At 60.4% G+C, this 18,584-nt stretch carries 13 protein-coding genes; 7 read left to right on the forward strand and 6 right to left on the reverse strand.

Translation table 11 applies throughout. The features are described from left to right. Nucleotide 1 precedes the first annotated feature (1 nt). On the forward strand, nucleotides 2–991 hold the full coding sequence (locus LT42_RS13780) for an ABC transporter ATP-binding protein (protein ID WP_037013866.1): 990 nt from the start codon (nucleotides 2–4) through the stop codon (nucleotides 989–991). 140 nt (nucleotides 992–1,131) lie between these two features. Beyond that, nucleotides 1,132–1,785 (forward strand): HAD family hydrolase, encoded by a 654-nt coding sequence (locus tag LT42_RS13785; protein ID WP_037013867.1) that lies wholly within the window; start codon nucleotides 1,132–1,134, stop codon nucleotides 1,783–1,785. 198 nt (nucleotides 1,786–1,983) lie between these two features. Here LT42_RS13785 and LT42_RS13790 read toward each other — a convergent pair whose 3' ends face one another. Next, entirely contained in the window at nucleotides 1,984–2,946 is a 963-nt protein-coding gene (locus LT42_RS13790; protein ID WP_037013868.1) for an NAD(P)H-quinone oxidoreductase, read from the reverse strand. Between the two features lie 145 nt (nucleotides 2,947–3,091). On the opposite strand from LT42_RS13790, the gene LT42_RS13795 reads away from it, so the two are divergent. The 3 genes from LT42_RS13795 (at nucleotide 3,092) to LT42_RS13805 (ending at nucleotide 8,095) form a co-directional block, all read left to right on the forward strand. Further along, nucleotides 3,092–5,173: a carboxy terminal-processing peptidase gene (locus LT42_RS13795; RefSeq protein ID WP_208855909.1), complete on the forward strand. Its 2,082-nt coding sequence runs from the start codon at nucleotides 3,092–3,094 to the stop codon at nucleotides 5,171–5,173. Nucleotides 5,174–5,294: 121 nt separating this feature from the next. After that, nucleotides 5,295–7,085 (forward strand): bifunctional diguanylate cyclase/phosphodiesterase, encoded by a 1,791-nt coding sequence (locus LT42_RS13800; protein ID WP_037013873.1) that lies wholly within the window; start codon nucleotides 5,295–5,297, stop codon nucleotides 7,083–7,085. A 551-nt stretch (nucleotides 7,086–7,636) separates the two neighbouring features. After that, entirely contained in the window at nucleotides 7,637–8,095 is a 459-nt protein-coding gene (locus tag LT42_RS13805) for an REP-associated tyrosine transposase (protein ID WP_037013876.1), read from the forward strand. Nucleotides 8,096–8,497: 402 nt separating this feature from the next. Here the strand turns inward: LT42_RS13805 and LT42_RS13810 are convergent, their stop codons facing one another. From LT42_RS13810 to LT42_RS13830, 5 genes are all read right to left on the reverse strand, one after another. Beyond that, nucleotides 8,498–8,872 (reverse strand): hypothetical protein, encoded by a 375-nt coding sequence (locus tag LT42_RS13810; RefSeq protein WP_037013879.1) that lies wholly within the window; start codon nucleotides 8,870–8,872, stop codon nucleotides 8,498–8,500. After that, the gene (locus LT42_RS13815) at nucleotides 8,869–9,237 is read right to left on the reverse strand and encodes a helix-turn-helix domain-containing protein (protein ID WP_037013882.1); all 369 of its coding nucleotides are present in this window, start codon (nucleotides 9,235–9,237) and stop codon (nucleotides 8,869–8,871) included. Before LT42_RS13815 ends, LT42_RS13810 begins: the two co-directional genes overlap by 4 nt. Nucleotides 9,238–9,377: 140 nt before the next feature. After that, nucleotides 9,378–9,827, reverse strand: coding sequence for a YkvA family protein (locus LT42_RS13820; RefSeq protein WP_037013883.1), 450 nt, complete (start codon nucleotides 9,825–9,827; stop codon nucleotides 9,378–9,380). Nucleotides 9,828–10,241: 414 nt separating this feature from the next. Beyond that, complete coding sequence (locus LT42_RS13825) at nucleotides 10,242–11,030, reverse strand: BamJ family beta-barrel-assembly machinery protein (protein ID WP_037013885.1); 789 nt, start codon at nucleotides 11,028–11,030, stop codon at nucleotides 10,242–10,244. A 192-nt stretch (nucleotides 11,031–11,222) separates the two neighbouring features. Beyond that, a complete protein-coding gene (locus LT42_RS13830) occupies nucleotides 11,223–15,029 on the reverse strand; it encodes a bifunctional nitrate reductase/sulfite reductase flavoprotein subunit alpha (RefSeq protein WP_070356534.1) in 3,807 nt (1,268 codons plus the stop codon). Between the two features lie 614 nt (nucleotides 15,030–15,643). Here LT42_RS13830 and nirB point away from each other — a divergent pair. Next, on the forward strand, nucleotides 15,644–18,205 hold the full coding sequence (gene nirB / locus LT42_RS13835; protein WP_037013887.1) for a nitrite reductase large subunit NirB: 2,562 nt from the start codon (nucleotides 15,644–15,646) through the stop codon (nucleotides 18,203–18,205). Further along, complete coding sequence (nirD, locus tag LT42_RS13840; RefSeq protein WP_052075281.1) at nucleotides 18,202–18,579, forward strand: nitrite reductase small subunit NirD; 378 nt, start codon at nucleotides 18,202–18,204, stop codon at nucleotides 18,577–18,579. Before nirB ends, nirD begins: the two co-directional genes overlap by 4 nt. Nucleotides 18,580–18,584: the final 5 nt, after the last annotated feature.

The raw sequence follows: 18,584 nt of genomic DNA on the forward strand, positions 1-18,584 counted from the left end.
TATGAGCTTCGTCAGTGTCGAAAACCTGCAAAAGACGTACGGCAGTACAGCGGTCTTCAGCGACATCAATTGCGCGATCAACAAAGGCGAGTTCGTCACCCTGCTCGGCCCGTCCGGCTGCGGCAAATCCACATTGCTGCGCTGCATCGCCGGGCTGACCCCCGTGACCAGCGGCAGGATCTTCCTGGACGGCAAGGACCTTGTGCCGGTAGCGCCGCAAAAACGCGGCATCGGCATGGTCTTTCAGAGCTATGCGCTGTTTCCCAACATGAACGTGGAACAGAACGTCGCCTTCGGCCTGCGCATGCAGAAAGTCAGCACCGATGAGATGAAGCAGCGCGTGGCCGAGGTGCTGAAGCTGGTGGAGCTCAACGAGTTCGCCAACCGCTATCCGCATCAGCTGTCGGGCGGGCAATGCCAGCGCGTGGCACTGGCGCGCTCGCTGGTGACCCGCCCTCGCCTGCTGCTGCTTGACGAGCCGTTGTCAGCCCTTGATGCGCGCATCCGTAAACACCTGCGCGAGCAGATTCGCGCCATTCAACAAGAGCTGGGGCTGACGACGATTTTCGTGACCCACGATCAGGAAGAAGCACTGACCATGTCGGACCGGATTTTCCTGATGAATCAGGGCAGGATCGTGCAGAGCGGCGACGCCGAAACCCTGTACACCGCACCGGTCGATGCTTTCGCCGCCGGCTTCATCGGCAACTACAACCTGCTGGAAGCCGACGCGGCCAGTCGCCTGATGCTGCGCCCGATCAACAGCCGCGTGGCGATTCGCCCGGAAGCCATTCAGTTGACCCTGACCGGTTCGCTGGAGGGCGAAGTGCGTAGCCACAGCCTGTTGGGAAATGTGATCCGCTATCGCGTCGAAGCCCGCGGTGTGGAACTGGTCGTCGACGTGCTCAATCGCTCGGCCAGCGACTTGCACCCGAACGGCCAGCGCGTCACCCTGCACATTGAAGACTCGGCGTTGTGCGAGGTCGCATGAAGCCGACGCCACACTGTAGGAGCCGGCTTGCTGGCGAACGCGTCGGATCAGGCGGCATCTAAGGTGCTGACCCAGCGCAATCGCGGGCAAGCGCGCTCCTACAAAGGACTGCGCCAGTATCAAGAAAGAGGGCAGCTTCAATGGCTTTAGCAATTTTCGATCTGGACGAAACCCTGATCCACGGTGACTGTTCCAGTCTGTGGAGCGAGCAGATGGGGCGTCTGGGCTGGGTCGATCCCGAGTGGTTCATGAGAAAGGACCATGAACTGATGGAGGCCTACGGCAAAGGCGAGTTGGCCATGGAAGATTACATGGCGTTTAGCCTGGACCCGATGATCGGACGCACGCCAGAAGAAGTGGAGTTTCTGGTGGGCCCCTGGGTGGAAGACTACATCGAGCCGATCATTTTCAGTGACGCCACCAAAGCCATCGCCGAACACCGCGCCGCCGGGGATCGCATTCTGATCATTTCGGCATCGGGCGTGCATCTGGTCAAGGCCATTGCCGAGCGCATCGGCGTGGAGGAAGTGCTGGCGATTGATCTGGAAGTCGCCCACGGCGTTTACAGCGGCAAGACCCTTGGGGTGCTGACCTATCGCGAAGGCAAAATCACGCGTTTGATGGAGTGGCTGGATCAGGAAGGCGAGAACCTGGAAGGCGCAAGTTTTTATTCGGACTCACGCAATGACCTGCCGCTGCTGCAGAAAGTCGATTTTCCGCATGCGGTAAATCCAGACCCGGCATTGCGAGAAGTGGCGGAGAAAGCGGGTTGGCCGATTCACCACTGGAAGTGATCCAAGCGCTGCGCCCAAGGGAACACAGGGCGTGGGAGTGAGCTTGCTCGCCAAGAGGCTGGTGCATCCGCTCACTTTCAGCGCCTGTAACGCAGTCTTCGCGAGCAAGCTCACTCCCACAGGGGTTGTGTTGCCAAGCGGCATTGCGTCTTGACGACGGGCGCGCTCCTACTGTTTTAACCCTGCAGATCAGGCCTGTTAAACCAGACTTGGGTCGATCACCAGCACGACCTTGCCCGACACCTGATTGGTTGCCAGCTCCGCATAAGCCGCTTCCGCTTCGCTGATCGGGAAGCTGCGCGCCAGTTGCGGCTTGAGCCGGCCTTCAGTAAACAGAGGCATGACGTGCTGCCCCAGATCGCTGAGCAGGTCAGCCTTGAACTGGTCATCGCGGCTGCGCAGGGTCGAGCCGAGGATGTGAATGCGCTTGCCCAGCACCTGGGCGAAATCCAGTTCGGACTTGCGCCCGCCCATCAAACCAATCAGCACGAGGCGACCGTCCACACCCAGCACCTTCAGGTTGAGGGCGGCATAGTTCGCGCCGACCGGATCAAGGATCACCTGGAACGGCGCGAAGTCGTTCAATGCGTCAAGGTTTTCGGTGCGCAGCACACCGCCCTGTGCGCCCAGCGCTTCGCAATACGCCAGCCGCTCTGCCGAACCGACTGTCACCCAGACCGGGTTGCCGAAAGCTTTACAAAGCTGAATGGCAGCTGAACCAACGCCACTTGCACCGGCGTGCAGCAACACTTTTTCGCCGGGCTTGAGGCCGGCCAGTTGAAACAGGTTCAGCCAGGCGGTGGCATAGACTTCAGGAATACCCGCCGCTTCGTGCAGTGAAATGCCCTCGGGCACCGGCAGTACATGCCGTGCGTCGACAACCAGCTCTTCAGCCATTGCACCGCCTGCAACCAGCGCGCACACACGGTCGCCGACCTCCCAGGCAGTGCCCGAACCCACTTCGGCGATCACCCCCGAGCATTCCATTCCAAGGATTTCCGTGACACCCGGCGGCGGCGGGTAATGCCCCGAACGTTGCAACAGATCGGCACGATTGAGTCCCGCTGCGGCCACCTTGATGCGGACTTGTCCTACATCCAGCGTCGGCGAGGGTTGTTCAACCCATTCCACCCGACCTTCAACGCCTTGCAATGCTTTCACGGTGCCTCCATAGTGAGTCTTGACTGAGCCCAATGTGCCTCACGGCCGTTGGGCTTTTTGCATTATGCGACCGTGTTCTGACCGAACCGGCGACCTCCAAAGACGGCCTAATATGCGTTATCAATTGTCCCCGCGTCGAATCAGCATGAAGCATTTTTTACCCAGCACTACCCTTGCACTCCTCATTGGCCTGACAGTCCTGCCAATGTCAGGCAGTTCGTTTGCCGCCAACAGCTGGGATAATCTTCAACCTGATCGCGATGAAGTCATCGCCAGTCTGAATGTCGTGGAGCTGCTCAAGCGCCACCACTACAGCAAGCCGCCGCTGGACGACAAGCGCTCCGAAATCATCTATCAGAGCTACCTGAAACTCCTCGATCCTGCGCGCAGCTATTTTCTCGCCAGCGACATCGCCGAGTTCGACAAGTGGCGTTTCCAGTTCGACGACTTCCTCAAGAGCGGCGACCTGGCACCGGGCTTCACCATTTACAAGCGTTATCTGGACCGCATCAAGTCGCGTCTGGATTTCGCCCTGGCGCAACTGAACAAGGGCGTCGACAAAATCGACCTCAACACTCAGGAAACCTTGCTGGTTGATCGCAAAGACGCACCTTGGGCCAAGAACGAAGCCGAACTCGACGACCTGTGGCGCAAACGCGTCAAGGACGAAGTTCTGCGCCTGAAGATTGCGGGCAAAGACCCGGCCAAGATTCAGGAGACCCTGACCAAGCGTTACAAGAACCAGCTCGCGCGCGTGGGTCAGACCCGCAGCGAGGACGTGTTCCAGGCGTACCTCAACACCTTCGCGATGTCCTACGATCCGCACACCAATTACCTGTCGCCTGACAGCGCGGAAAACTTCGACATCAACATGAGCCTGTCGCTGGAAGGCATCGGCGCAGTGCTGCAGAGCGACAACGACAACGTCAAGATTGTCCGTCTGGTCCCGGCCGGCCCCGCCGCCAAGACCAAGCAAGTGGCGACCGCGGACAAGATTATCGGCGTCGCCCAAGGCGACAAAGAGATGGTCGACGTAATCGGCTGGCGTCTGGATGAAGTGGTCAAATTGATTCGCGGTCCGAAGGGTTCGGTCGTGCGCCTGGAAATCGTCCCGGCGAGCAACGCGCCAAGTGACCAGACCACCAAGATCGTGTCGATCACCCGTGAAGCGGTGAAGCTCGAAGAGCAAGCGGCGAAGAAGTCGGTGCTGCACCTGAATCAGGACGGCAAGGACTACAAGCTGGGCGTCATCGAGATCCCTGCTTTCTATCTGGACTTCAAGGCCTACCGCGCCGGCGATCCCGAGTACAAGAGCACCACCCGCGACGTCAAGAAGCTGCTGACCGAGCTGCAGTCGGAGAAAGTCGACGGCGTGGTCATCGACCTGCGCAACAACGGTGGCGGTTCTCTGCAGGAGGCCACCGAGCTGACCAGCCTGTTTATCGATAAAGGCCCGACCGTTCTGGTGCGCAACGCCGACGGCAAGGTTGACGTGCTGGAAGACGAAAACAGCGGCGCGTTCTACAAAGGCCCGATGGCATTGCTGGTCAACCGCCTCTCGGCTTCGGCTTCGGAAATTTTTGCCGGCGCCATGCAGGACTACCACCGCGCATTGATCATTGGCGGCCAGACCTTCGGCAAGGGCACCGTGCAGACGATCCAGCCGCTCAATCACGGCGAGCTGAAACTGACGCTGGCGAAGTTCTACCGGGTTTCCGGTCAGAGCACCCAACACCAGGGCGTGTTGCCGGACATCGCGTATCCGTCGATCATCGACACCAAGGAAATCGGCGAAAGCGCACTGCCTGAAGCCATGACCTACGACACCATCAAACCGGCGATCAAGCCTGCGGTGGATCCGTTCAAGCCGTTCCTGGCTCAGCTGCAATCGCGCCACGACGTTCGCTCTGCCAAAGACGCCGAGTTCGTCTTCATCGAAGAAAAACTCGCGCTGGCCAAGAAGCTGATGAGCGAGAAGACCGTCAGCCTCAATGAAGCCGAGCGCCGCAAGGAGCACGCCGATATCGAGAGCAAGCAGTTGGCGATGGAGAACGTGCGTCGCAAGGCCAAAGGTGAAGAGCCGCTGAAGGAACTCAAGAAGGAAGACGAAGACGCGCTGCCTTCGGATGACGACAAGACTAAACCGGAAGATGACGCCTACCTGGCCGAAACCGGGCGCATCTTGCTGGACTACCTGGGTCTGAGCGGTTCGGTTGCCAAGAAGTAAGATGGGCATGAAACATGATGAAATGATGGCAAATAGTCATCAAACAGTCATGAAGCTGTCGTGAAATAGCGGGGCTCGGCGCCATAGGCGTCCAGCCCCTTTTTCTTGCCCCGAGATTGCCATGACTGTGACTGAACAGCTGAGCGCGCTGAGCTCGATCCTGACTCAGCGCGACTTGCACAGCCTGTTCCAACCGATTGTGTCGCTATCGGATCGACGCATCCTCGGCTACGAAGCCCTGACGCGCGGCCCTTCCAACAGCGCCCTCCACTCTCCTCTGAATCTGTTTGCCGTAGCCCGCCAGGCCGGTCGCCTTAGCGAGCTGGAACTGGCCTGTCGCGAATCGGCGTGTCGGCGCTTCAGCCAGCAGAAACTGGACGGCAAGCTGTTCCTCAACATCTCGCCGGAATCCCTGCTCGAAGCCTCGCACCCTCCCGGGCGCACCTTGCAGCTGTTGCAACGTTACGGCATTCCGCCCAGCCGGGTAGTCATCGAGCTGACGGAGCAGACGCCAACCGACGACTTCGGCCTGCTGTACAACGCGCTTTACCACTACCGGGACATGGGCTTTTCCATTGCCCTTGACGATTTGGGCGCCGGGTATTCCAGCCTGCGGCTGTGGTCAGAGCTGCGCCCGGATTACGTCAAGATCGACCGGCATTTCATCGACGGCATTCACCAGGACGCGGTCAAGCGCGAATTCGTCGGCTCAATGCTGCAGATGGCCAAGGCGTCGCGGGCGCTGGTCATTGCCGAAGGGATCGAACTGCAGGAAGAGTTGGCCGTGCTGATCGAGATGGGCGTCGAGTTGGTTCAGGGGTATTTGCTGTGCCGTCCGCAGGAGTTTCCGCCCCGGGATGCGCGCGCGTTGCTCCCAAAAACCGATCCTGCCGCTGCGACGTTAAGCGAAGAGACCAGCGACCTGACGGCGCTGCTGAATGAGTTGCCAGCCGTCGTACAAACGACTCCCACCGCCACTGTGCTGGAGGCGTTTCGCAAGCAGGCCAACCTTAATTCACTGGCGGTGCTGGATGAGCACAATCAGCCGATCGGCATTGTGCATCGCCATTCATTGTCGGACGTGTTGCTCCAGCCTTTTGCCACTGAGCTGTATGCGCGCAAGCCCATCAGCCGGTTGATGAGTGACGATTTTCTTGCCGTCGAGCTGAGTCAGTCGCTGCAGCAAGTCAGCCGACTGATCACCAGCCGCGCGCGGCAACGCATCGAAGAAGATTTCGTCATCATGCAGAACGGCACGTACCTGGGGCTGGGCCGGGTGATTGACGTGCTCAAGCTGATCACGGAATTGAAGATTCAGCAGGCGCGCTACGCCAACCCGCTGACCCTGTTGCCGGGGAACGTGCCCATTCAGCAGTGCCTGACCCGGCTGCTGCAACAGGGGCGCGAGTCGATGATTTGCTACGTGGACATCGACAGCTTCAAGCCCTTCAACGACATCTATGGCTACGGGCGCGGCGACGAAGTGTTGCTGTGTCTGGCGCAGTGCCTGAACGACCGTATCGACCCCAGCCGTGACTTCGTCGGGCATATCGGCGGTGACGATTTTCTGCTGGTACTGGGCTCGGAAGACTGGCGCAAGCGCTTGAACCTGTTGCTTGAAGACTTCCAGAACCAATGCCGGCGCTTCTACCGCGCCGAGCACCTTGAAGCCGGCTGCTTCGTAGCGCTGAACCGCCAGGGCCAGCGTCAGGAATTCCCCTTGCTGTCGCTGTCGATTGGCGTGGTGCATCTGCATCCCGAGGTGTGTACCACACTCGACGCCAGCCAGCTCGCCGAACTGGCCTCCCAGGCCAAGCATCACGCCAAGGAAGTCATCGGCGCGAGTGTGCACGTGATTGATACGCTGGAGGCGGAGGTCATCGCAGCGATGAATCAGGCGATAACGGGGTGAACACGTGGTTCGCCAGCAAGCCGGCTCCTACGGATTTTTGCCTGATCCTGATGAGGTGTTTGAGACTACGATCCACTGTTGCGGCCGACGCGGGTGTGTACCGGATGCTCAACCTGCTGCAGGAACCGGCTGCTGTCTCCCACTGGAGGAGCCGGCTTGCTGGCGAACGGGCCATGTCAGCCACATTGATGGCGGCAGGTAAACCGGGTTCGCCAGCAAGCCGGCTCCTACGGATTTTTACCTGATCCTGATGATGTGTTTGAGGCCACGATCCACTGTTGCGGCCAACGCGTGTGTGTGTGTGTGTGTGTGCCGAATGCCCAACCTGCTGCAGAAGCCGACTTGCTGTCTCCCACTGTAGGAGCCGGCTTGCTGGCGAACGCGCCGGAGCAGCATTGACACATCAGCTGACACTACGCAGTTCCCCTGTAAACCGGCCATGCGACGGGAACCATCTGCAGCCGCGTCATACTTTGAACCGCAATCCAAACGCAAAGCAAACTGCGCGGCACTAGCCTTCCGGCACTTTCGCCAGACAGGACGGCTTCACCATGCAGAAGACCTACCACGCAGGACGGTTGCGTAATGGACGCTATTCCCAGCCGGGGCAGATCTACCTCATCACAGTGGTCACTCACCAGCGGCAATGCTTCTTCCAAAATTGGCAGATGGGCCGTTTGCTCGTACATCAAATGCGGGATGCGCAGAGGCAAGGCCTTGCGAAATCCTTGGCGTGGGTGGTGATGCCGGACCATTTGCATTGGCTGGTGGAGCTTGAACACTCCACTCTGGAGGACCTAGTTCTGGCGGTGAAATCACACACAGCGCGAAATGTGAACAAGTCTCTGGGCCGATCAGGCCGATTCTGGCAGCGGGGCTTTCACGATCGGGCCATTCGTTACCAAGAAGACCTAGAGACCGTGGCTCGCTACGTTATCGCCAACCCCATCCGCGCCGGGCTCGTAAGGCGGGTGCATGACTATCCGCTGTGGGACGCCATATGGGTTTGATCCAATGAACTTGTCTGCATGCCGTCATCCCTACCCCGATGTAAGGATGACATATCCCACTGTAGGAGGCGGGTGCCGCGTCAGCCACATTGATGGCGGCAGGCAAACCAGGTTCGCCAGCAAGCCGGCTCCTACAGAATGCCGTTGGCAGTAAAACGCGCGGCAGCCTTCAATATGCGGTAGCGAAGCGTGGCAGCTGCGATCAGCATCTCAGCTCAAGCCGGCTCCTTCGGACCCGTGCCTGGCGCGGATATATCCGACGGTGGCTCCCTGCTGGGCGCGACGCGGATTGTGTACCTGACACAGAACCCATTGTAGGAGCCGGCTTGCTGGCGAACGCGCCGTGCCAGTCACATTTAAGGCGGCAGGCAGACTAGGTTCGCCAGCAAGCCGGTCAAAACCCTATTCTGGCTTAGCCGGTTGCGGGTAATCGAACTCGAAGACCCGGGCCACTTCGGAGGCGTGCCACGAGGCGGCGGCGATGCCGTCGGATGGACCGGAGAATCGGCCGATGCGTTCTACGCATTCGAAGAACCCGGTGCGCGGCAGACGACTCGCGCCCTGACTGATCACCAGTGCGCTGCGCAGTGGCTGCTCGGCACGCGCGTCGATGGCGGCCAGGTGCTCCAAGGCTGCGGTCAGGGTTTGCATGGCGGGGGTGGGCAGTTGCAAGCGTTCGAGCAGCGCGCGGTAGGTGACCAGATGACGCTGGCGACGGGCCAGGTCCAGTTCCGCCAGCAGGGCATCCCAATGCTGCCGACTGATGCGCACGCTCATGCCTCACCCCGCCAACCCGCGACACCGAGTTCCCATGCCAGGCTGCGACGAATCGCAGCGTCCGGCTGACGCTTACCATTCTCGATGAGGTCCAGGTAGGAGGGACTAATGCCCACGGCGCGGGCCAATTGCGCCACTTCGAGCCCTTTGGCTTCGCGCAACGCGCCTAGCTGATCGAATGAGGGGAGGTCTACCACGCCGGGGGCCGGATTCGCCGCCCCCACAGGCTCGGGCGCAGCGCCTACAGAGGATGAAGATGCCTGCAATGGCGAAACTCCCGCCGCGCGTAACAGGGCCTGGTACTGGGCCCAAGGCAGCACGGCATATTCCGGCTCTCCATCCCGCGAAATAACCTGAATATCCATACCACCCCCTGTAGGACCAAAAAACGCTTGGTGCAGTCTTTTCTAAGTATGGGCGGCATCTTAACAGCGGCGGGCGATGACTTGGGTAGCGCAATCAATCCAGGGATGGCGAGGCTGCATCACTGCCCGGCCAAACCCTGTCAGACCTTCTTTTCTTGCTCAAGCAGCACAGGCGTCGCTGGCAAACGTTCGACCACCGCTAGCTTGTCCGGGTGTTGCTGCTCGCGCCAGGCACGAAACGCGCTGAGCTCCGCTTCAAGGTGCTTCATCACCCAAGCGAGCACGGCGATGTCATCAAGCATTCCCAAGCCGGGAATCCAGTCCGGGATCGCATCCAGCGGGCTGAGGAAATACATCAAGCCTGCCACGACCGAAAGAATAGCCTTGCCGCTGATCGCCCGGTACTCACCTCGCCAGTAGGCCAGGCACAAGGCTTGAAGCAGTTTCAGATCGTCCTTCAGTTTGCCTAGCCGACCACCTTCGCTGGCGGCTTTACCCGCGACGGCAAACAGCAATGCGGGCAAACGCCCTGCTGCCATCAGGCGTCTGGCCATGGGCAGGTAACGAATGAGATTCCACGGTGCTTTCATATCCACTCCATCATTACCGATAAAAATCGGGCTTAAGGTCTGCTTTACCATCTGCAGAAATGCACTGCCTATAGCCGGCGGAACAGCCAAAGGTTATCCACACAAATTGTGGATAACCTTGTGAACAGCGCTGTATTTCCAAGGCCAAGCCCCCGTTTTATAGGGCCTCGACTTAGATAGCGCGTTTTTTACTCACATAAAAGCTGCACAAAGTTGTTGACTTAGCCCAGTTATGGACATTGGTGCCGGTGTGTTCCGAGCCGCTCAGTCTCCGACAAATCCCGGCTTCAGGCGCTACAACCTTCGCATATGGGACTCCGCTTCCCCTTACCCGGTTCGATCAAATCCACCCGGAAACAAAAATGCCCCGTCAAGACGGGGCATTTTTTAAGCAGCGATTAAACGATGAATCGCTTACTTCTTGGCGGCTGGCTTGGCCGGTTCGGCTGCCGGAGCAGCTTCTTCCTCTTCATCAGCGCCGGCAGCAGCATCGTTGGCACCTGCTGCTGCAGGGTCCTTGATACCGAGCAGTTCAAGGTCAAAGACCAGAACCGAGTTCGCCGGGATCGTCGGGCTTGGGCTTTGAGCGCCATAGGCCAGTTCGCTAGGGATGTAGAGTTTGACCTTCTCGCCTACGTGCATCAGCTGCAGGCCTTCGACCCAACCCGGGATCACACCGCTGACCGGCAGATCAATCGGGCTGCCGCGCTCGACGGAACTGTCAAAGACTTTGCCGTCAGTCAGCTTGCCTTCGTAGTGAACGGTGACGACATCAGTCGGCTTGGGTACAGGACCGTCGGCTTTCTTGATGATTTCGTACTGCAGACCGGAAGCAGTGGTGGTGACTTCCTTACGCTTGCCGTTTTCCTCGAGGAACTTCTTGCCGGCAGCTGCCGACTCTTCGCTCATCTTGGCCATGCGCTCTTCGGCACGCTTCTGCAGGTCGCCGAAGGCTGCAACCAGCTCTTCGTCTTTGAGCTTCTGCTCTTTCTTGCCAACGGCGTCTTCGATACCCAGCGCTACCGCTTTGGAATCCAGATCGTCCATGCCTTCCTGAGCCAGGCTTTTGCCCATGTTCAGGCCGATGCCGTAGGAGGCTTTCTGGGCCGGGGTTTTCAGCTCGACGGTGCTGGCTTGCTTGTCACAACCCGCGAGTACCAGACCGACCAGGGCAATCGCCGCTGCCAACCGATGCTGTTTCATTCTGTTTCCTTGTTCATGCGCCAATAGGGCAAACGAGTAAAGCCGCGAGCTTATCAGGCTGCCGCGATCAATGGCTACCGGCATGAGAGGGAGAAAAGGCAGATAAGTTCAGGTATCCAAAGGTTTTCTTGTTTGATCGAGAAATCCGTTCAGTTGCGGTTCAGCGGCCCGTCCTACGACATCTGAACGCCCTTAATAAACGTCGCGGACATAGCGCTGCTGCTCGGTCAGCAAGCGTAATTGCTCGGCCGCTTTTTCGAGACTCATGCCACCCTGCTCGCTGATGACCCCACGCAGCGTTTGATCCACATCCCGCGCCATACGCGAGGCGTCGCCGCAGATGTATAAGTGCGCACCCTCCTCCAGCCAGCGCCAGAGTTCGGCACCCTGCTCGTAAATGCGCTGCTGGACGTAAATCTTCTCCGCCTGATCCCGCGAGAACGCCAGGCTGAGCCTGCTCAACAGGCCATCCGCCTGCATGGCTTGCAGCTCATCGCGGTAGTAAAAGTCAGTCGCCTGATGTTGTTCCCCAAAGAACAGCCAGTTATTTCCTCGATCACCCCGCGCGCGCCGTTCCTGTAAAAACGCCCGAAACGGCGCCACGCCTGTGCCCGGACCGATCATGATGATCGGTACATCGCCATCAAGGGGCGGACGAAAATGCCGCGTAGGCTGCAGGAAAACAGGCACCTCGCAGTCATCCGCGCGATCAGCGAGAAAGGTCGACGACACACCCTTTCGATGGCCGTAGCGCACGGCAGAAACGGTCAGGTGCACCTCATCCGGGTGTGCTTTGGCGCTGGACGCAATGGAATAAAGCCGCGGTTGCAGAGGCTTGAGATGGTCCAGCAACTCCTGCGCAGAGCAGCTGACGGGGAATTCGCGCAACACATCGGCCAACTGCCGGCCCCACAGCCAGTCCTTCAGCTCGCTTTTGAACGGCTCGGTAAGGAGGGTCTTCAGGTCGTTGCTGCCGTTGCGCTCGGCGATGAAGCGCAGCGTTTCCACGCCGGGCCGTGCGATTTCGACACGCTCGGCCAGCGCCCGACGCAGCGGCACATCAGTGTCCTGCGTAGCCCGCACCGGTTGCTCGGCATTCAGCCCTGTGAGTTCCAGCAGCTCATTCACCAATTCCGGGCAATTACGCGGCCAGACCCCCAAGGCATCCCCGGCCTCATAGCGCATACCCGAACCCTCCAGGCACAGCGCCAATTGCCGCGTGTCTTTGGCGGCACCGTTGGCGTTCAGTCGCCGATTCAGCACCAATCGAGCGCTATACGGCCGTTCCCGTGAAGGATAATCGCCAAGCGCCACGCCATTGTCGCCCACCGGTAGCGTAGGAAGATTCAGCGACAACGCCTGCTGCAGCCCGGCGAACCAGCCAGTCGCGTGGGTGCGATAGTCGCCGTCGCAATCGATTCTGGGGATCAGCGACGAAGCGCCCAAGTGTTGAAGTTGCCGATCGAGGTTCTTGCCGTGCTGACAGAAGCTGTCGTAACTGGAATCACCCAGCGCCAGCACGGCGTAGCGCAGCGCTGTCAGCGGCAGGTCCCGCGTCGCCAGGGCCTGCCAGAACCGTTGCCCGTTGTCGGGGGATTCGCCGTCGCCAAATGTGCTGCTGATAAGCGCGACGTTCTGCACGTCGTCCAGCCGGGCCATGGGGAAACTGTCCATGGCTGACACTTGAACAGCAACGCCTGCATTACGCAGATGGTCGCCGAATTGCCTGGCCAGCGCTTCGGCATTCCCAGTCTGCGACGCCCACAACAGCGTCAAGAACGGCGCATCTCCGAGTGCGTCCTGCACAGCGGTCTCGGTAGAAGGCTCATCGAGAAAGCGGTGCCCGATCAGCTCCACCTTGCGCAGGGCCACCGCGCAATATTTGAATCCGGGTTGTCGTGAAACAGGGTCGACGGCGTCGTGGGTCACCGCATTGATCGCTAGGTTGTCGCCGTACACGTCGTTCCAGTGAAAAGGCGCGAAACAGTTACCCGGCAGTACGCGTTCGCTGATCATCGCAGGCAGCACCGCGAGCCCTCGTGCCGAACGAATCTCAACGCCGTCCCCCTCGCGAATGCCCAGCGACTGAGCATCGTCGGGATGCACCTCGATGAACGGCCGCGCGTTGAGCGCATTCAGTGTCGGCACTTTCCCGGTCTTCGTCAGCGTGTGCCATTGGTGCTGCAGGCGACCGGTATTCAGCACGATGGGAAATTCATCATCAGGCCGTTCAGCGGGCGGCATGTGTGGCCGTGGGAAAAATACCGCTTTGCCCGTCTGCGTCGGAAATATCGGGCCTGTAGGTCGGGTCGGCGCCGTGGCGCCCGCCAGAGTATCTCGCAAGCCAAGGTAGCGAATCGGGTTGCGCGTGCTTTCGTTGTCAGGTCCGCAGGGCCATTGCAGCGGTTGGTCACGCAGCCGGGCATAGCTGGCGCCACGAATGTCGTAACCGGTGTCCGGATTCCACGCCTGTTTTATTTCCTCGAACACGTCCTCGGCGCTGGCGTAAGTGAAGGCCTCGGCAAAGCCCATCTCACAGGCGACCCTGGCGATGATTTGCCAATCCGGCAGTGCCTGCCCCGGCGCATCGACCGCCTTGCGGGTCAGATTCAGATTGCGCTCGGAGTTGATCATCACCCCTTCCGCTTCGGCCCAAAGCGCCCCCGGCAAGAGGATGTCCGCGTAACGGTTGGTTTCGGTGTCGAGAAAGGCGTCCTGGGTAATCACCAGTTCGGCCGCCTTCAAGGCGTCAATGACCGTTTTACGATTGGCGACGCTGGCCACGGGATTGGTGCAGATGATCCAGCAGGCCTTGATCACGCCGTCACGCATCTGCTCGAACAGGTCAATGGTGCCGCCGCCGGGTTGATGGGGCACGCTGCCGCGGGGAATGTGCCATAGGTCTTCGATAAAGCTGCGATCGGCATCCACCAGCACCGAGCGTTGCCCTGGCAGGCCCGGCCCCATGTAGCCCATTTCCCTTCCGCCCATGGCATTCGGCTGGCCGGTCAGGGAAAACGGACCGCTGCCGGGACGACAAATCGCACCGGTGGCCAGATGCAGGTTGCACACGGCGTTGGTGTTCCAGGTGCCATGGATGCTCTGATTCAGCCCCATGGTCCAGCAACTCATCCACTCGGCCGCGGAACCGATCATGCGCGCCGCTTCACGAATGTCGTCCTCCGACAGCCCGGTGGTCTGCGCGACGCTGGCAGGCGTGTAGTCGGCCAGAAACCCGCTCATGGCGTCCCAGCCCTGGGTGTGGGAGGCGATGAAGTCCGCATCGGTGTCGCCGTTTTCCACCAGCAAGTGCAGCAAACCGTTGAGCAGCGCCAGGTCGGTGCCGGGTTTGATTTGCAGGAACAGGCTGGCCTTATCGGCCGTGGCGCTGCGCCGCGGGTCGACGACGATCAGCTTGGCCCCCGCTTTGACCCGGTCCATCATGCGCAGAAAAAGGATGGGGTGACAGTCGGCCATGTTCGCGCCGATGACAAAAAACAGGTCGGCTTTGTCGAAGTCATCGTAGGAGCCCGGCGGCCCATCAGCGCCCAACGACAGCTTGTAGCCGCTGCCCGCGCTGGCCATGCACAGCCGCGAATTGGACTCGATGTTGGGGGTGCGCACGAAGCCTTTCGCAAGCTTGTTCGCCAGGTATTGCGCCTCTAGGGACATCTGCCCGGACACGTAAAACGCCAGCGCGCCAGGTCCGTCACGGTCCAGAATCCCGCGCAGTCTGCGGGCGGTTTCGCTGATGGCTACGTCCATGTCGGCACGCACTGGATCTTGATTGCGCTGATGGCGCACGTAGGCTGAGTCCATTCGCCCCGAGTCGGCGATGGCCTGGCCGCAGGTGGTGCCTTTGGTGCACAGCCGACCGAAGTTGCTCGGGTGGGCTTTGTCGCCCACTACCTTGATCACCCGGTTGTGCTCGACCTGCATGACGATGCCGCAGCCGACGCCGCAATAAGGACACACGCTCTTGATGTGATTGATCGCCATATTCGGTTTCCTGAAAGCAAAAAAAAGACGCCCTGTTCTCACCCGTCGAAAAACGGAGAGCACACGGCGCCTTTGTCGTGAATATGGCAATCGGCGTTGATTGCCTTTAGGCAGGGCTTTGCAAACGGCAGGCCAGCGTTGCTGGAAGTCGTGCTGGCCGTATCTCGCGCCGGTACCCGATGAATTCCAGCAGGCGGCGCCGGCTTCACGATGGGGCGGCTTGAGCGAAATCGCACTGTTGTTGTGCCGATTCGGGCTGACTCAAACCCAGCTTTCGGGCGACAGGCTGTAGGCGCGCGCTTACCCGCGACGTGGCGCGCTGTGGCCAGAATCAAGGGCAGAGCGCGTCCATACCAGCGTGACTTGCTTACTCAAGGCCGCTGGCACAGCCATTGCTACGCTCCTTGGCATGTCCAGCCTGAACACGCGGTTGGCAGCCCGGTCGGTCAATGTGGATCGCCAGCCTTCAACGGCGTTGGGCTAACAAAGTTGCTGTCGACACTGTGGTCGAGTGGCAACCGATAAAAGAACAGGCAAAGGCGCCTGGAACCGAGAGGTTCCGGGCGCCTTTTTTTTGCTTTCGAAAACCTGATTGGCCTTGGCCGGGACTCGATATGAACACCACAGTCGCCCCATTCAACGATGTCCAAACCCTGATCGTCGTCGGCAACGGCATGGTGGGTCACCACTGCGTCGAACAGCTGATCACCGCTGGCGCCCTCCAGCGCTTTCACATTCACGTGTTCGGCGAAGAAGGCCAACGGGCCTACGACCGCGTGCATCTGTCCGAATACTTTGGCGGCCGTGATGCCGAGTCATTGGCAATGAGTGACGCAGCTTTATATGAGCAGGCCGGCCTGACGTTGCACCTGGGCGTTCCGGTGCTGGAAATCGACAGGGCCCGGCGCCAGGTGGTCACCGCCACGGGCAGCTTCGGTTACGACAAGCTTGTGCTGGCGACCGGCTCATATCCTTTTGTGCCGCCCATCGAAGGCGCCGAAGGCCACTCGCGGCTGGTCTATCGCACGCTGGACGACCTTGACACCATCCGTACCGCCGCAAGCCAGGCGAAACGCGGGGTGGTGGTCGGCGGGGGATTGCTCGGCCTGGAAGCGGCCAACGCACTGAAGTCGCTGGGGCTGGAAGCTCATGTGGTGGAATTTGCCCCGCGCCTGATGCCCGTGCAACTTGATGACCACGGCGGCGCAGCGCTAAAGGCACGGATCGAAGCGCTCGGCGTCGGCGTGCACCTGTCTCGCGCCACGCAATCGATCAGCGCCGGAGAGGAATACCGCTACCGCATGAATTTCGCCGGGGATGAGTTTCTTGAAACCGACTTGATCGTGTTCTCCGCCGGCATCCGCCCGCAGGACGCCCTCGCCCGCCAATGCGACCTGGCGTTGGGCCCGCGCGGTGGCATTGCAATCGACGAGCACTGCCGCACCAGCGACGCCCATATCTATGCCATCGGCGAGTGCGCCGCCTGGAACGGCAGCGTCTTCGGCCTCGTCGCGCCCGGTTACCAGATGGCACGCAACGTCGCCGCACAGCTGTGTGATCTGGACGCCGAGCCGTTCTTCGGTGCGGACATGTCGACCAAACTTAAATTGCTCGGCGTTGACGTGGGCTCCATCGGTGACGCGCATGGCGCACTGACAGGCGCGCGCAGCTATCGGTTCATCGATGAGGCCACCGGCACTTACCGTCGCCTGGTCGTCTCCGCCGACGGCAAGCAAGTGCTTGGCGCGGTGCTGGTGGGCGACAACAGCTACTACGACACCCTGCTGCAATACGCGCAGAACGGCATCAAACTGCCCGCCGATCCGTCGAGCCTGATCCTGCCCCACAGCGATGGCGCGCCCACCCTCGGCGCAGATGCTCTGCCTGCCACTGCCACCATTTGCTCGTGCCATAACGTCAGCAAAGCCTCGATCTGCTCGGCCATCGACGGCGGCTGCACCGACCTTGCCGGCCTCAAGGCATGCACCAAGGCGGCCACCGGTTGCGGTGGCTGTGCGGCGCTGCTTAAAAGTGTCTTCGAGCATGAGCTGATCGCGCGCGGCGTCGCCGTGGATAAAAGCCTGTGCGAGCACTTCGCCTTCACTCGCCAGGAGCTCTACGCCCTCGCCCGCGTGGAAAGCATCGAGAGCTTTGACGACATGCTCGCGCGGCACGGGCAGGGTCATCTGGGCTGCGATATCTGCAAGCCCGTCGTAGGTTCTATCCTTGCGTCGTGCTGGAACCGGCCGATCATGGACCCTTCGCTGGTGCCGCTTCAGGACACCAATGACACCTTCATGGCCAACATGCAGAAGAACGGCACGTACTCGGTGGTGCCGCGCATCCCTGCGGGCGAGATCACCCCGGACGGTTTGATCGCCATTGGAGCCGTTGCCAAGAAGTACGACCTGTACACCAAGATCACCGGCGGCCAGCGCATTGACCTGTTCGGCGCGCAGCTGCATGAGCTGCCAGACATCTGGGCGGAGCTGATCGCTGCCGGGTTCGAGACCGGTCATGCCTACGGCAAATCGACGCGCACGGTGAAATCCTGTGTGGGCAGCACCTGGTGCCGCTACGGCGTCCAGGACAGCGTGCAAATGGCCCTCAGCATCGAGGACCGTTACAAAGGCCTGCGCTCGCCACACAAGCTGAAGTTTGCAGTGTCCGGCTGCACCCGGGAATGCGCCGAAGCGCAGAGCAAGGACATCGGTGTGATCGCGACCGAGAACGGCTGGAACCTGTACGTGTGTGGCAACGGCGGCATGCGTCCGCGCCACGCCGAATTGTTCGCCACCGATCTGGACGACGAAACGCTGATTCGCTACATCGACCGCGTCTTGATGTTTTACATCCGCACCGCCGACAAGCTGCAGCGCACTTCGGTCTGGCGCGAGTCGCTGGAAGGCGGTCTGGATTACCTGAAGTCGGTGGTGATCGATGACAGCCTGGGGCTGGCCGCCGAGCTGGAGGCGCAGATGCAATTGGTGGTCGACCGTTACGAATGCGAATGGGCGAACGCGCTCAAAAGCCCGGAAAAACTCAAGCGCTTCCGCACCTTCGTCAACGACAAGGCCGCTGACCCGGACATCCATTTCGTCAAGGAACGCAGCCAGCGCCGGCCTGCCCGTGCTGGCGAAATCAACCTGATTGCCGCTGAGGAGATTGCACGATGAGCCCTGTCAAGGCGTTAGTCATGGACATGCCCAAAGTCCAGGTTTGGCGCGCGGTGTGCGCGCGCGAGGATCTGGTATTGAATTCCGGAGTGGTGGCGCTGGTGGGCCATGCGCAGGTGGCGCTGTTTTATGTGGCCTCCATTGGTGGCACACCACAGTTGTTTGCGGTGGACAATCGCGATCCGGCGACCGGGGTGAACGTGATTGGGCGGGGACTGATTGGCAGCCTGGGCGGGGATCTGGTGATCGCTTCACCTTTATATAAGCAGCATTACCGGCTTGAAGACGGCACGTGTCTTGAAGACGGGACGTTGCGGCTTAAGACCTGGCCGGTTCGGCTGGTGGGGGATGTTGTGGAGATTGATGTGGGATGACAGTC

Source organism: Pseudomonas lutea (genome assembly GCF_000759445.1).
Lineage (GTDB): Bacteria > Pseudomonadota > Gammaproteobacteria > Pseudomonadales > Pseudomonadaceae > Aquipseudomonas > Aquipseudomonas lutea.